12 protein-coding genes are annotated in these 13698 nt (G+C 69.9%); 9 read left to right on the forward strand and 3 right to left on the reverse strand.

The features are described from left to right. Positions 1-9: 9 nt before the first annotated feature. Both AC0NZN_RS09645 and AC0NZN_RS09650 read right to left on the reverse strand, forming a co-directional pair. Positions 10-1485: an MFS transporter gene (locus AC0NZN_RS09645; protein ID WP_474592080.1), complete on the reverse strand. Its 1476-nt coding sequence runs from the start codon at positions 1483-1485 to the stop codon at positions 10-12. A gap of 50 nt (positions 1486-1535) precedes the next feature. Continuing rightward, positions 1536-2009 (reverse strand): MarR family winged helix-turn-helix transcriptional regulator, encoded by a 474-nt coding sequence (locus AC0NZN_RS09650; RefSeq protein WP_474592081.1) that lies wholly within the window; start codon positions 2007-2009, stop codon positions 1536-1538. Positions 2010-2104: 95 nt separating this feature from the next. Here AC0NZN_RS09650 and AC0NZN_RS09655 point away from each other — a divergent pair, with 95 nt between their 5' ends. The 9 genes from AC0NZN_RS09655 (at position 2105) to AC0NZN_RS09695 (ending at position 12686) form a co-directional block, all read left to right on the forward strand. Continuing rightward, a complete protein-coding gene (locus AC0NZN_RS09655) occupies positions 2105-2725 on the forward strand; it encodes an NADPH-dependent F420 reductase (RefSeq protein WP_474592082.1) in 621 nt (206 codons plus the stop codon). A gap of 70 nt (positions 2726-2795) precedes the next feature. Then, positions 2796-4124, forward strand: a complete 1329-nt coding sequence (locus AC0NZN_RS09660) for a flavin monoamine oxidase family protein (protein WP_474592083.1) — start codon at positions 2796-2798, stop codon at positions 4122-4124. A gap of 123 nt (positions 4125-4247) precedes the next feature. Then, positions 4248-5750: an MFS transporter gene (locus AC0NZN_RS09665; RefSeq protein ID WP_474592084.1), complete on the forward strand. Its 1503-nt coding sequence runs from the start codon at positions 4248-4250 to the stop codon at positions 5748-5750. Positions 5751-5776: 26 nt separating this feature from the next. Next, positions 5777-7372, forward strand: coding sequence for a GMC oxidoreductase (locus AC0NZN_RS09670; protein ID WP_474592085.1), 1596 nt, complete (start codon positions 5777-5779; stop codon positions 7370-7372). Positions 7373-7385: 13 nt separating this feature from the next. Further along, positions 7386-7787 carry a C-glycoside deglycosidase beta subunit domain-containing protein gene (locus AC0NZN_RS09675; RefSeq protein ID WP_474592086.1) on the forward strand — a complete coding sequence of 134 codons (402 nt, stop codon included), beginning with the start codon at positions 7386-7388 and terminating at the stop codon, positions 7785-7787. Further along, positions 7784-8689, forward strand: coding sequence for a sugar phosphate isomerase/epimerase family protein (locus AC0NZN_RS09680; protein ID WP_474592087.1), 906 nt, complete (start codon positions 7784-7786; stop codon positions 8687-8689). The genes AC0NZN_RS09675 and AC0NZN_RS09680 overlap by 4 nt, the downstream gene beginning before the upstream one ends. A 1-nt stretch (position 8690) precedes the next feature. Next, positions 8691-10166 carry a C-glycoside deglycosidase beta subunit domain-containing protein gene (locus tag AC0NZN_RS09685; protein ID WP_474592088.1) on the forward strand — a complete coding sequence of 492 codons (1476 nt, stop codon included), beginning with the start codon at positions 8691-8693 and terminating at the stop codon, positions 10164-10166. A gap of 125 nt (positions 10167-10291) precedes the next feature. Then, complete coding sequence (locus tag AC0NZN_RS09690; RefSeq protein ID WP_474592089.1) at positions 10292-11200, forward strand: alpha/beta hydrolase; 909 nt, start codon at positions 10292-10294, stop codon at positions 11198-11200. Positions 11201-11396: 196 nt separating this feature from the next. After that, the gene (locus tag AC0NZN_RS09695) at positions 11397-12686 is read left to right on the forward strand and encodes an ABC transporter substrate-binding protein (RefSeq protein ID WP_474592090.1); all 1290 of its coding nucleotides are present in this window, start codon (positions 11397-11399) and stop codon (positions 12684-12686) included. A gap of 62 nt (positions 12687-12748) precedes the next feature. Here the strand turns inward: AC0NZN_RS09695 and AC0NZN_RS09700 are convergent, their stop codons facing one another. Next, the gene (locus AC0NZN_RS09700) at positions 12749-13684 is read right to left on the reverse strand and encodes a LysR family transcriptional regulator (RefSeq protein WP_474592091.1); all 936 of its coding nucleotides are present in this window, start codon (positions 13682-13684) and stop codon (positions 12749-12751) included. Positions 13685-13698: the final 14 nt, after the last annotated feature.

Raw genomic sequence — 13698 nt, forward strand, 5'->3', positions numbered from 1 at the left:
GGCCTCAGCCTAGGTGCCCTCGGCCGCGGCCCCGCCGGCCACGGGGCCCTCGGCGGCGGGCGACGCCTCGCCGACCCCGGCATCCATCGCGAGGCCGGCACCTGTCGCATCCGGCTCCGACGCATCGGCGGGCGTGTGCGCGGGGTTGCGGATGCCGATGAACGATGTCACCGCACCGGCGACCATCAGGACAGCGGTGAACACTGCGATCCTCTGGAACCCCGCGAGGTCGAGCACGCCACCTGCGATCAGGCCGAGCAGGGCGACGCCGATGAGCGCGGCGATCCGGGCGACCGCGTTGTTGACCGCCGACGCGATGCCCGCCCGCTGGGGATCGATCGACCCGAGGATCGCCGAGGTCAGCGGCGCCACCGTGATGACGAGGCCGAGCCCTGTCAGGATCGCGCTCGGCAGGACCTGTGTCCAGTAGTTGAAATCGTGCGAGACGGTGAGCAGGAGCAGGATGCCGACACCCATCAGCGCGGGTCCGACGGTCATGAACATGCGCGGTCCCCACCGCCCGCTGAGCGTTCCGACGCGCGGGCTCAGCGCCATCATGATGAGGGTCGCCGGCAGGGTCGCGAGGCCTGCCATCGTCGCCGAGAGTCCCGCGCTCTGCTGAAGGTAGACCGTGAGGACGAGACCGTTCAGAGCCAGCGCGCCGTAGATGAAGAGGGTTGCGATGTTGCCCGCCGAGAAGTTGCGCACAGAGAAGAGCTGCAGCGGCATCATCGGCTGGCGGGCCGTCGCCTGGCGCACGACGAAGCCGATGAGACACAGGATGCCGACCACCAGCGAGCCCCAGATCGCCGGGTTGCTCCATCCGAGGTTGCCCTGCTCGATGAGCGCGTACACCGTCGCCCCGAGACCGATCGTGCACAGCACCGCACCGGCCCAGTCGACGGCGACGCCCGGCTCGCGGACATCGCGCTGGTGCAGGATCGCGAGGAGCCACAGCGTCACCGCGATGGGGATCACGTTGATGAGGAAGACGTACCGCCACGAGAGGAAGTCCACGAACAGCCCGCCGATCACGGGCCCCACGAGCATCGCGGCAGTCGTGGCCGCCGTCCAGATGCCGATCGCACGCGCCTGCGCCGGGCCGCGGAAGTTCGACGTGATGAGCGCGAGCGAGCTCGGCACGAGGAAGGCGCCGCCGACTCCCTGCACGGCGCGGAAGATCACGAGGAACAGCGGGTCGGGCGCCAGGGCGATCGCGACCGATGCGGCGCCGAAGATCACGAGGCCGACGCGCATGATGACGAGACGCCCGAAGACGTCGCTGAGCGATCCCGCGACGAGGATCAGCGAGCCGAGCGTGATGAAGTAGGCGTCCACGACCCATTGCTGGGTGACGAGGCCGCCGCCGAGCTCCCTCTGCATCGCCGGGAGGGCGACGTTGACGACCGTGCCGTCGAGGAATGCCACGAATGACGCGAGGATGGCGATGAGCAGCACGAGGCGCTGCGAGCGAGCGTCGGCCATGTGTCTCACGTTAGACCCGTGCGCAGACGCGCGGGGCCGTCCGGTGCGGCTCAGGAGGGGCCGAAGCGGTGGTGCGGGTCGAGCGCCTCGACCACCGGCTCGAGGGCGGATGCGACGGCGTCCAGCTGGGCGGGTGTGAGCCGGTCGATGACCAGCTCGCGCACGCGGGCGATGTGACCCGGGGTCGCCCGCACGAGCGCACGCCGCCCGTCGCCGGTGAGTTCGACCGAGACCGCTCGTCCGTCGCTCTCGCCGCTCGACCGCTCGACGAGTCCGCGGGCCTCGAGGCGGGTGACGACCTTCGACAGGCGGGGGAGCGTCGCGTTCGAGGCCGCGGCGAGCTGCGTCATCCGCATCGGGCCGGACTGGCGGAGCGCGGTCAGCACCATGAACTCGAAGTGCGTCATGTCGCCGTCGGCCTGCAGCTGGGCGTCGAGGGCGGCCGGCAGCAGTTCGGCGGTGCCGATGATCGCGAGCCACGCTCGGGACTCGAGCGCATCCATCCGGGGCACCTGGAACGACATGGCGACATTCTCGCAGGGGTGGGGAATAGTTTCCGCGGCAACTCGCTTGAACTCATTAGTTGCCTCTACAACAAACATCGAAGGAGCGAGGACACATGAGCACAGTCACCGTGATCGGAACGGGGAACATGGGATCGGCGATCGCGGGCATCGCGGCGAAGGGCGGCGCGGCCGTTCAGATCGTCGGCCGCGACGAGCGTGCGGCGCAGCTGGCGGCTCAGGTGGGCGGCACGGCCGCGACGGTCGGGGATGCGCTGACTGGCGATGTGGTCGTCCTCGCCGTGCCGTACCCGGCTCTCGCCGAGCTCGCGGGCATCTACGGCTCGCAGCTCGACGGCAAGGCCGTCGTCGACATCACGAACCCCGTCGACTTCGAGACGTTCGACGGCCTGGTCGTCCCGGCCGACGGCTCTGCCGCGCAGGAGCTCGCGACGCTTCTCCCGGGCGCCCACGTCGTGAAGGCGTTCAACACCAACTTCGCGGCATCCCTCGCGAGCGGCGTCGTGGGCGATGCGGAGACGCGGGTCATCCTGGCGGGCGACGACGACGGGGCCAAGGCGCTCGTGCGCGGCTTCGTCGAGGCAGGCGGGGTGACCGTGGCGGATGCCGGCTCCCTCAGTCGGGCCCGCGAGCTCGAGGCCTTCGGCTTCCTGCAGATGGTGCTCGCCGTGCGCGAGCAGATCGCCTGGACCGGCGGATTCGCCGTCGTCTCCTGACGCCGTGATCCCGAGGCCCCCGCATCGCGATGGATGCGAGGGCCTCGCCCTCTCGCGGCATGATCGACGTATGGAACACGTCGACACGATCGTGGTGGGCGCGGGCGTCGCCGGCCTCACGGCCGCCCGGCTGCTCGCGAAGGCCGGGCGGCGGGTCGTGGTGCTCGAGGCGCGCAACCGCGTCGGCGGACGGGTCTGGACCGACCGTGGCGATGGCCTCGCGACCGACCTCGGCGCCTCCTGGATCCACGGCATCGCAGGCAGCCCCGTTGCTGCGGCGGCCGAGGCCTTCGGCATGCGGATGACCGAGTTCACGGTCGGGGGCTACCAGCCGGACAGTCGGCCCATCGCCTATTACGGTCCCGACGGCATCCGGCTGACGGATGCCGAGGCCGCCGCGTTCGCGGCCGACATCCATGCGGTCGACGAGACGCTCCGCGCGGTGATCGCGTCGTCGGCACCCGATGCCTCCTACCGCGATGTCACGGAGCAGGCGATCGCCCGTCACGGCTGGCGCGCCGAGCGAGCGCAGCGCGTGCGCGAGTACCTCGAGCACCGCTCCGAGGAGCAGTACGGCGCGTGGATCGAGGATCTCGCGGCCCACGGTCTCGACGACGACACGATCGACGGCGACGAGGTGGTCTTTCCCGACGGGTACGACGCCCTTCCGACCGCGCTCGCGGAGGGGCTCGACATCCGTCTCGAACACGTCGTGTCGCGCGTCGAGTGGGGCGCCGGGGTGACGGTGGTGAGCGATCGTGGCACCTTCGTGGCCGACGAGGCGGTGGTCACGGTGCCCGTGGGCGTGCTGCAGTCGGGCGATGTCGTGATCGAGCCCCCGCTGCCCGAGCCCGTCGCCGGTGCGCTCGCCAGGCTGAGGATGAACGCCTTCGAGAAGGTGTTCCTGCGGTTCCCGGCGAGATTCTGGGACGACGACGTCTACGCGATCCGCCAGCAGGGACCCGAGGGGCGCTGGTGGCACTCGTGGTACGACCTCACCGGGCTGCACGGCGAGCCGACTCTGCTCACGTTCGCCGCCGGTCCCGCCGCGATCGAGACGCGATCGTGGACCGAGGATCAGGTGGTGGCATCGGTGCTCGCGCAGCTGCGGCGACTGTACGGGGATGCCGTGCCGGAGCCGACGCGCATCCACCGCACGGGATGGCAGGACGACCCGTTCGCGCGCGGCGCCTACGCGTACATGACCGTCGGGTCGACGACCGCCGACCACGACGATCTCGCGACGCCCGTCGGAGGCGTGCTGCACCTCGCGGGCGAGGCCACCTGGACAGACGATCCTGCGACGGTGCCGGCGGCGATGCTCTCGGGCCACCGGGCTGCGGAGAACGTGCGGGGGCGCCGCATCCCGATCGAACAGGTCTGGTCGTCCCCCCTTTAGTTGATTTATGACAGAAGTAGGCATAGAATCGACATGACGTTGGGGCCACCGGCCCGTTCCTTGCGCGAGGTCGCGTAAGGGCACAGCAGGTCACGTCGAGGGCCCGATCGTTCGGGCGACACCATGCCGCTTTCACCGCTGAGATTCCGTCTCCTCGTCGCGTCGCTCCTGACCGTCTCCTTCCTCGGAGCGCTCGACAACACCGTCGTCACCACGGCGCTGGCGACCGTCGCCGGCCAGCTCGGAGCACTCGAGCAGATGGGCTGGATCGTCGTCGGCTACACGCTGGCGAGCACGGTGCTGCTGCCCGTCCTCGGGCGACTCGGCGACCGGATCGGCCCGCGCGCGGTGTTCCTCGCGTCGCTGGCCGTGTTCATCCTCGCGTCGGTCGGCTGCGGCTTCGCACGCGACTTCGGCTGGCTCATCGCAGCCCGGGTCGTGCAGGGCATGAGCTCCGCCGGCCTCCAGCTCATGTCGCAGACGATCATCGCGAAGACCACCACCCCGATCCAGCGCCCCAAGTACCTCGCGATCATCGGCGCCGCATTCCCGGTCGCCATCCTCATCGGCCCGGTCCTCGGCGGCCTCATCACCGACTACTGGGGCTGGCCGTGGGTGTTCTGGGTGAACGTGCCCGTCGGCCTCGTGGCACTCGCGTTCGCCATCATCGCCGTGCCGCACGTCGAGCGGGGTGAAGCCGAGCGCTTCGACATCGCGGGCTCCGTCAGCCTCACGATCGCGCTCGTCGCACTCGTGCTCGCGGTCACGTGGATGGGGAGCCGCGGCCCGGGCAGCGTCCTGGCACTCACCGCCGGCATCTTGTCCTTCGCCGTCTTCCTCATCGTCGAGCTGCGCACACCGGCGCCGATCGTGCCGCTGCGCCTCTTCGCGAACCGGACGATCGCGGCCGGAACGGTCGTCTCGGCGATCGTGGGCGTCGGCCTGTTCTCGATCACCGCCTACCTGCCCACCTACGTCCAGATGGCCTACCGCACGAGCGCGACCGTCTCCGGGCTGGTCCCGATCGCGACCGTGTTCGGGATGCTCGTCAGCAACCTCGCGACGGGATGGCTGGCCAGCCGCACCGGTCGCTACCGCCCGTACACGATCGCCGGCACCGCCATCGGCGCGGCAGGGCTCGCCGTGATGGCGCTGCTCCCCGGCGGCATGCCGCTGTGGGTGCCGATGTCGGTCATGGCCGTCGTCGGCCTCGGCACCGGCGCCTTCATGAGCCTCATCGTGGCGGTCGTCCAGAGCGCGGCACCCGCCCGCGACACCGGCACGATCACGGCGACCGTCAACCTCGTTCGGCAGGTCGGCTCGACGATCGCCACCGCGGTCATCGGCGCGCTCATCGGCTTCGGCGTGGCCGCGCTGCTGCCCGCGGGAGTGGATGCCGCGACCCTCACGCCGGCGGTCGCGCACGCGGCGTCGCCTGAGCTGCAGGCGACGATCGCCGAGATCTACCGCGGCGTGTTCGCGCCGATCTTCGCCGGACTCGCGGTCACCTACGCGATCGGGATCGTCGCGGCCACCCTGCTGCCCGACCGCCGGCTGTCCGACCACCTCGACCCGATCATGGGCGGCGCCGCCGAGGTCGCCGTGCCCGAACCCGAAGCCGCGTGAGCGCGATGTCCCGAGAAGGAGCTCTCATGTCCACACCATCCACCGTCGTCGTGGTCGGCAGCGGCCCGATCGGCTCCGCCTACGCGCGGGTGCTGCTCGAGTCCTCGCCCGACATCCGCGTGATCATGTTCGAGGCGGGGCCGCAGCTCACCGACCGCCCCGGCGCCAGCGTGCGCAACATCGCCGATCCGGCGGAGAAGCAGCGCGCCCGCGAGATGTCGCAGGGCCCGCAGGCGGGCGCCTACCGGGAGTCGCTCGGCATCCCCGCCGGCGTCGTCGTCGAGGGAATGTTCACCGCCCGCGGCGGCACGCATCTGCTCGACTTCGGCGGCGAGGCGTCGGCGCACGCCCCGACCTTCCCCGCGGTCGCGGCCGCGACGAACGTCGGCGGCCAGGGTGCCCACTGGACCTGCGCGACGCCGGCGCCGGCGTTCAGCGAGAAGGTGGCGTTCATCCCCGCGGACGAGTGGGACCTCCTGCTCGCCGAGGCGCAGCGGCTGCTGCACGTCCAGAGCGCGGCCTTCGCCGACTCCGCCATCGGTGCCGGCATCCGCACCCTGCTCGATCGCGAGTTCGGCGCCGAGCTGCCGGAGGGCTACGGCGTGGGCACGCTGCCGGTCGCCGGCGACCCGCAGCCCGACGGCACGATGGTGTGGGCCGGCGCAGACGTCGTGCTCGGCCCGCTCATCGAGCCGGGCACGCCGGAGGCCGAGCGCTTCGAGCTGCGCGACCTGACCCTCGTCCGTCGCATCGAGCATGAGGACGGCGTCGTCACCGGCGTCACGGTCGAGGACCTGCGCACAAAGGAGCAGCGCTTCGTTCCGGCGGACCTCGTGGTCGTGGCCGCCGACGCCTTCCGCTCGCCGCAGCTCCTGTGGGCGTCCGGCATCCGTCCCGCCGCCCTCGGCCGCTACCTCACCGAGCACCACGTCGTCATCAGCACCGTCGCCCTCGACGGCGAGCGGATGCGCGCCCTCGTCTCCGACGAGGAGCTCGCCGACGAGCTCGCCCGTCGTGCGCAGAACGCCGCCGACCCGGTTGCGGCGGTCAACCGCATCCCGTTCTCCGAGCCCGATCACCCGTTCTCCCTGCAGGTGATGTACGCCGAGAACCCGCCCTTCACGCTCGACCCGGCGCATCCGCACGCCGGGAACCGCTGGGGCTACGTGAACATGGGCTACGGCGTGCGGAAGCATCCGCGTGCCGAGGACGGCGTGCGCTTCGACGAGGGCGAACTCGACTACCGCGGGTTCCCGAACATGACCATCGAGTACGCGCTCACCGACGTCGAGAACGACGAGATCGCCCGCGCGACCGATCAACTGCGCCGCGCCGGCGCCGCCCTCGGCACGTTCGTCGCAGAGCCGCGCCTGCTGCCGAACGGCTCGAGCCTTCATTACATGGGCACCATGCGCATGGGGGAGACGGATGACGGCACCTCCGTCGCCGACCCGTACTCGCGCGTGTGGGGCACCGAGAACCTCGTGGTGGGCGGCAACGCGCTCATCCCGACCGCGAACACCATGAACCCGACGCTCATGAGCGTGGCCATCGCCGTCCGCGGCGCCCGCAAGGCGGCCGAGCAGCTCAGCGCGGTCCGGGTCGCCGAGGCAGCGGGATGAAAGAGAGGAAGACATGCTCGAAGAACAGCTGATCCAGGCCGCCGGGTTCCACAACGTCGGACCGGATGACGCCCCCACGGGCTTTCAGCTGCGTGTGCGCAGCCCGTACTACCGAGGTCTGTGGGGCAACCTCATCGAGCAGCCGACCGTGACCGTCGATGGCGAGGAGTTCGCCGGCGGCGACATCGTCTGGACGCTGCCGACCGGCGAGTACACCTTCGCCGAGCTGCAGAGATCTCCCGACGCGCGCTGGCCGATGGACGCGCCGGCGGTGCTCACCGTTCCGAAGCCCGGCGGGCTGGCCCGCGGCATCCACGAGGTGACGCTCGAGCTGCGCCTGCGCATGTCGTACATCCCGGAGGAGCTCCAGCCCTCCATCTGGACCGCGACCCGAAAGGCGGTGATCGTCCGATGAGCACACTTCCGTTCGGCCTCGGCGTCTCCCTGTACAGCTACACGGAGGACATCGGCGTCACGATGACCGTGGAGGACTGCATCGAGGATGTCGCCGACCTGGGAGCCACGGGCCTCGAGATCCTCGGCGAGGGTCACATCGCCGACTACCCGCACCCATCGACGGCGTGGATCGACTCCTGGTTCGCCCGCAACGAGCGCCTCGGGCTCACCCCCACCCTGTACGGCTCGTGGATCGACACCCGCCGGTTCCCTGGTCGGGGCATGACGGCCGCCGAGGGTGCCGCGCAGCTCGCACTCGACCTGCGCCTGGCCGGGCGGCTCGGCTTCTCGTTCGTCCGCCCGAAGATCGGCGTGATCTCGGGCGACCTGCAGGTCGACCCCATCTGGCAGGAGGCCGTCGAGCGCAACCTCGAGCTCGCCGAGGAGCTCGGCATCGTCATCTGCCCCGAGATCCACTGGCCGACCGTCATCAAGTCCCCGGTCGTCGAGGAGTACCTCGAGTTCAAGGAGCGCACCGGCACCTCGCAGTTCGGCCTGCTGATCGACACCGGCGTCTTCGACGTGCAGCGCTTCCATGCGAGGGGCGGCAGTGCGTCGTTCCGCATGGGCGACGGGGGAGCGATGCCGCCGGATGTGCCGTTCGTGCCCGTCTCCGACCTGCGCGACGTCATGGAGCACACCGTCTACTTCCAGGCGAAGTTCTACGAGGTCGACGACGACCTCGTCGACCACTACATCCCGTGGCGCGACATCATCGACGTCGTCATCGACTCGGGCTACACCGGGTGGCTGTCGAGCGAGTACGAGGGGCACCACGTGCCGTACCGCGCATCCGACCAGCTGCGACGGCAGCACGCCCTCATCCGCTCCCTGGCGGCCGACCGGAAGAACGGAGACTGACATGCCCAACGGACTGATCGACGACGCGAGCCTGCGCATCCACCCCGACGGGTTCGCCCTCGCCCTGACGATCCCCTGGTACCGCAGCCTGTGGCTGTCGTCGGTGACGACCCTGAACCTGTCGTTCGACGGCGTGGACGTACCGAAGGAGGACCTCGCCTTCGAACTCGACGGCATCCGCTACGCGATCGCGGATCTGCCCGAGCAGAGCGACACGCTCTGGTACCTCCAGTCGCACCCCTTGCTGATCGTCCGTCGCGACCCGGCGGTCGCGCTCGGTGAGACGCACGACATCGTGCTGCACGGCGAGCTGCGCCTGCCCTATATGCAGATCGCCGCGGGCGAGGACGGCGGCCCGGGCCTCTACGTCCCGAACGTCGTGCACCAGGTCATGACGCTGACAGCGACGGATCGGGATGCCGAGCCTCCGGTCCTCGAGACCTCGGTCAGTGCACCGCCGCCTGCGAGCGACGCGGACCCTTTCACGCTCGGCCTGACGTTGTACTCCGCCTCGGCGGAGTTCCGCGCCGGCTGGTTCGACTTCGACGGCCTGCTCGACCGGGTCGCGGAGCTCGGCATCGGCCCCGGTATCGAGATCGTGGCATCCCAGATGGTGCCGACCTACCCGATCGTCTCGGACGACTTCGTGCGCACGTGGCGCGAGGCATTCGACCGCCACGGGTTCGACGAGAGCTCGTTCGGAGCCAACCTCGACATGGGCAGGCGCCGCGACCGCGACATGACGCGGGACGAGGAGTTCGAGTTCAGCGAGCTCATGTTCCAGGGCGCGAAGAAGCTCGGGTTCCCGCTCGTGCGCATCCAGTCGGCCAAGCCCGAGCTGCTGCGCCGCCTGCTGCCGATCGCCGAGAAGCTCGACCTCAAGCTGGCCTACGAGATCCACGCCCCGATGGGGCCGAACTCCGAGCCGATCCTGAAGGTGCGCGATACCTACGCCGAGCTCGACTCGCCGCTCCTCGGCTTCGTCGCCGACTTCTCCTCGACGATGCACGCGATGTCGCCGACGCTGCTGCGGGCCGTCCGCCTCAGCGGCCTGGATGACGAGGCCGTGCAGCGCCTGCAGGACATCTGGGCGACCGACGCCTCGATGCGCGAGCGCCAGGAGGAGTTCATCGGGTACCTGCGCAGCCGCGACGTCGACCCGGGACGCCTGGGCTCGTTCGCACACCTGGCCTTCAACATGCACGGGCACGTGGACCCGCACGAGTGGGCGGACATCATGCCGCAGATCCTGCACGTGCACGCGAAGTTCTACGACATCGACGAGAACGGCCAGGAGCCGGCGATCGACTACCCCGAGCTCGTGAAGGTCTTCGTCGAGGGCGGCTACCGCGGCTACTGGTCGAGCGAGTGGGAGGGTCACGCGTTCGCCGAGCTCGGCGAGGTCGACCCGCTCGTGCTGGTGCGTCGGCAGCACGACCTCATCCGCCGCTCGATGCACGCGCTGCAGCCCGCCTGAGCCCCAGCGCGCTCGCGGGATGTCGGCATCCTCCGGTTTGACGGTGATCCGGCGGAAATCGGGCGATGCCGGTCGAGACGCCCGATTCCCGCCGGATCACCGACGACGAGAGAGAGATGGACCGCATGACCGACACCGACGTCGACCTCCGCACGATGCCCCTGCCCGACGCCCTGCGATGGCTGCGTGAGAACGGCGAGCCCGCCGACCCGCGCACCGACATCGACACCGGGTCGCTGCGACGCCGCTTCCCACGGCTGGCGAACGTCGAGACGCACGACCTGACGATCGAGACTCCGCACGGCCTTCAGCCCGCACGCGCCTATCGCGACGAGTCAGCGGCGCCCACGGGTCGGGCGCTCGTGTGGGTGCACGGGGGAGCGTTCATCGGCGGGTACCTCGACATGCCCGAGTCGAATTGGGTCGCGCTCGAGCTGGCGGCTCGCGGCATCCCGGTGCTCGCCGTCGACTACTCGAAGTGCCTCGGTGATGTCCACTACCCGGTGCCCTCGGACGACGTCATCGCGGCGTGGGAGTACGGCCTCGCGCACTCGGCCGAGCTCCTGGGCGCCGAGCCCGACCAGCTGTACCTCGGCGGGGCGAGCGCAGGGGGAGCCCTCACCTCGGGTGCCACCGCGCGCCTGCGCGACGGGGGCGGCACGCTGCCGGCCGGGCTCGTGCTGGTCTACCCCGTGGCGCACCCGGACGGCACGCACCCCGGGTCGATCCCGGATCCGGATGCGTCGCACGCCCAGATGTCGCTGAACTACGCCGGCTCGCCGGAGGCGCTGCTCGATCCGCACGTCTTCGCCGGCCTCGGGTCGGGCGAGGGCTTCCCGCGCACGATCGTGGTGGTCTGCGAGCACGACGGCCTCCGTCCGTCCGGCGAGGCCTTCGCGGCGCTGCTCGAGGAGGCCTGGGTCGACGTCACGCTCCACCGCGAGCCGGGCGCCGACCACGGGCACATCAACGAGCCGTCCGACCCGACGGCCCTTCCCACGATCGAGGCGATCGCCGCCTGGATGCGGGCGTGAGCTGACCATGGTGCCGTTGATGCGGGACTGATCCCCGCCCTGCGTCGACCGCCCACTCGGCGCTGCGACCTTTGCTTCGGTGATGGTCGGCATCGCGAAGACTTATGTGCGGTTCAGACAGATCTGTGTTTCTCTTGTTCCAATGCACGGATCGACCCGAATGACCGTGCCGACGAAGACGTCAGAAAGGCTGGACATGACACAGCACCGTTCGTGGAAGCGGGTCGGCCTGCTCGCCGCTCCGCTGGCCGTCGGAGCCCTCGTGCTCGCGGGCTGCTCCGGCAGTGCCGGAGCGAGTGCGAAGGAGCCGCAGAGCATCACCTTCGCGTTCGGCGCGACCAACGACGCCGACAAGGCGGCGTACGCGGGCCTCGCGCAGGCATACGAGAAGGCGCACAAGGGCGTGACCATCACCCCGCAGAACCTGCCCGCCGAGAGCTATCAGACCGCGGTCGCGACCCGCGTGCAGGGCGGCAACGCTCCCGACACGTTCCAGTCCGAGGGTGGCACCGGCCAGTCGTACTCGATCATCCCGTTCGCGAAGGCCGGACTCCTGCTCCCGCTCACTGACTCCGCGATCACCTCGGCGCTGCCGTCGTCGCAGAAGGAGCTGTGGACCTACAACGGCAAGGCCTATGGCGTGCCGCTCGGCTCCAACGCGAACGGCGTCATCTACAACGACGAGCTGGCGAAGTCCATCGGCGTGAACATCGACGCATCCACGAGCCTCGACGAGGTCATCGCGCAGTGCGCGGTCGCCCGCGCGAAGGGCAAGACGGTCTACGGCCTCGCGGGGTCCACCATCCCGAACAACGCGTTCCTCGCACTGGGCCTCGCGACCTCGACCGTCTACGGACCCGACCAGCACTGGAACGAGAAGCGCGCGGCGGGCAAGGTGACCTTCGCGGGCACGAAGGGCTGGAGCGAGGCGCTGACGAACCTGAAGAAGATGTACGACGCGGGCTGCTTCCAGGACGGTGCGGCCAGTGCGGGCTTCGACGCCCTCACCAATGGCGCCTCCCAGGGCAAGATCCTCGGCTTCTTCGCGCCCAGCAACGCGGCGAAGGAGATCATGGATGCCGCGGGCGGCCACGTGAAGCTCGTCATCCTGCCGATCGCGGCCCCGAGTGGGACGAAGACCTACCTCTCGGTCAGCGCAGACCAGTCGGTCTCGGCCAGCTCGAAGACCAAGAGCCCGAAGCTCGCGGCGGACTTCCTGAAGTACATCGTCTCGCCGGCCGGTCAAGAGCAGTACTCGAAGGCGGTCGGCACGATCCCGGTCTCCGCCACCTCGTCGACGACGCTGCTCCCGCAGTTCGACACGGTGAAGGATCTCATCGCCTCGAACACGGTCCGCGGGCTGCCCTCGACCGACTGGACCAATGCCAAGGTCTACGCCGACCTCGGCAGCGGCGTGCAGGGCATCCTCACCGGTCAGATGTCCGTCAAGCAGGTGCTCCAGCAGATGGACACCGACTGGGGGTGACCCGCATCCATCGGTGAATCGGGGAGCCGGACGCGAAGAGCGTCCGGCTCCCCGCCGATGTGTCAGGCGTGCTCGCCGGCCTCGACGATGCGCCCCGCCTCTTCGAACAGCGAGCGCATCCACGTGTGCTCGGGGTCGTGGCTGTGCACGGGATGCCACCACAGGGCGTTCACGATGGGCGTCGGCGCGAACGGCAGGCCGACGACCCGGACGCTCGCTGCGCGCTGCGCGAGCGGAACGAGGGCCGAGTGGATGATGGCGATCCGCGACGTGTCGGCGATGAAGTGCGGGATGGCGAGAAAGCTCTCGACGACCACCTCGACCTTCGGCTCGATGCCCAGCTGCTGCACCTGTCGCTCCGCGGAGGTGAAGGCCGACCGGCTCTGGTAGTTCATGACCCACGGCAGCCGGAGCATGTCGTCCTGCGTGAGCAGCTCGCCGACGCTGTCGTTGGACCGCGCGACGATGGCGACCCATTCGTCGCGCCAGACGTCGACATACGGCAGGTCGGTGAGGAAGCCGTGGGGGATCACCATGCCGTCCACCGAGCGGAGGCGGTTCGCGGCATCCTCGACCACCGCCGGATTGTGGAGCATGAACCGGAAGTGCACGCCCGGCGCCCGCTGTGCGGCGAGTTCGGAGACGACTCGGCCCACGGTCGTGAAGCCGTAATCCGAGCCGTAGATCGAGAACTCGCGGATCGATTCCGCCGGATCCCACGTGGCCTGGCTCTCGAACACGCGCCTCGCCGCCTCGAGCGCGGTCGTCGTGTGGTCGGCGAGCCGCAGGGCGAGAGGAGTGAGCTCGTACGTGTTGCCGCGACGCGCGAGGATCGGGTCGCCGAAATGCGTCCGCAACCGCGCGAGGGAGGCGCTCAGGGCGGGCTGACTGAGGTGCAGCCGCTCGGCGGCGCGCGTCACGCTGCGCTCGGTGAGCAGGGCGTCGAGCGAGACGAGCAGGTTCAGGTCGAGCCGGGACAGCAGCAGATGATCGGCCACTTCTGCGTGATCCT

The sequence above is a fragment of the Microbacterium sp. sgz311019 genome (assembly GCF_056135325.1).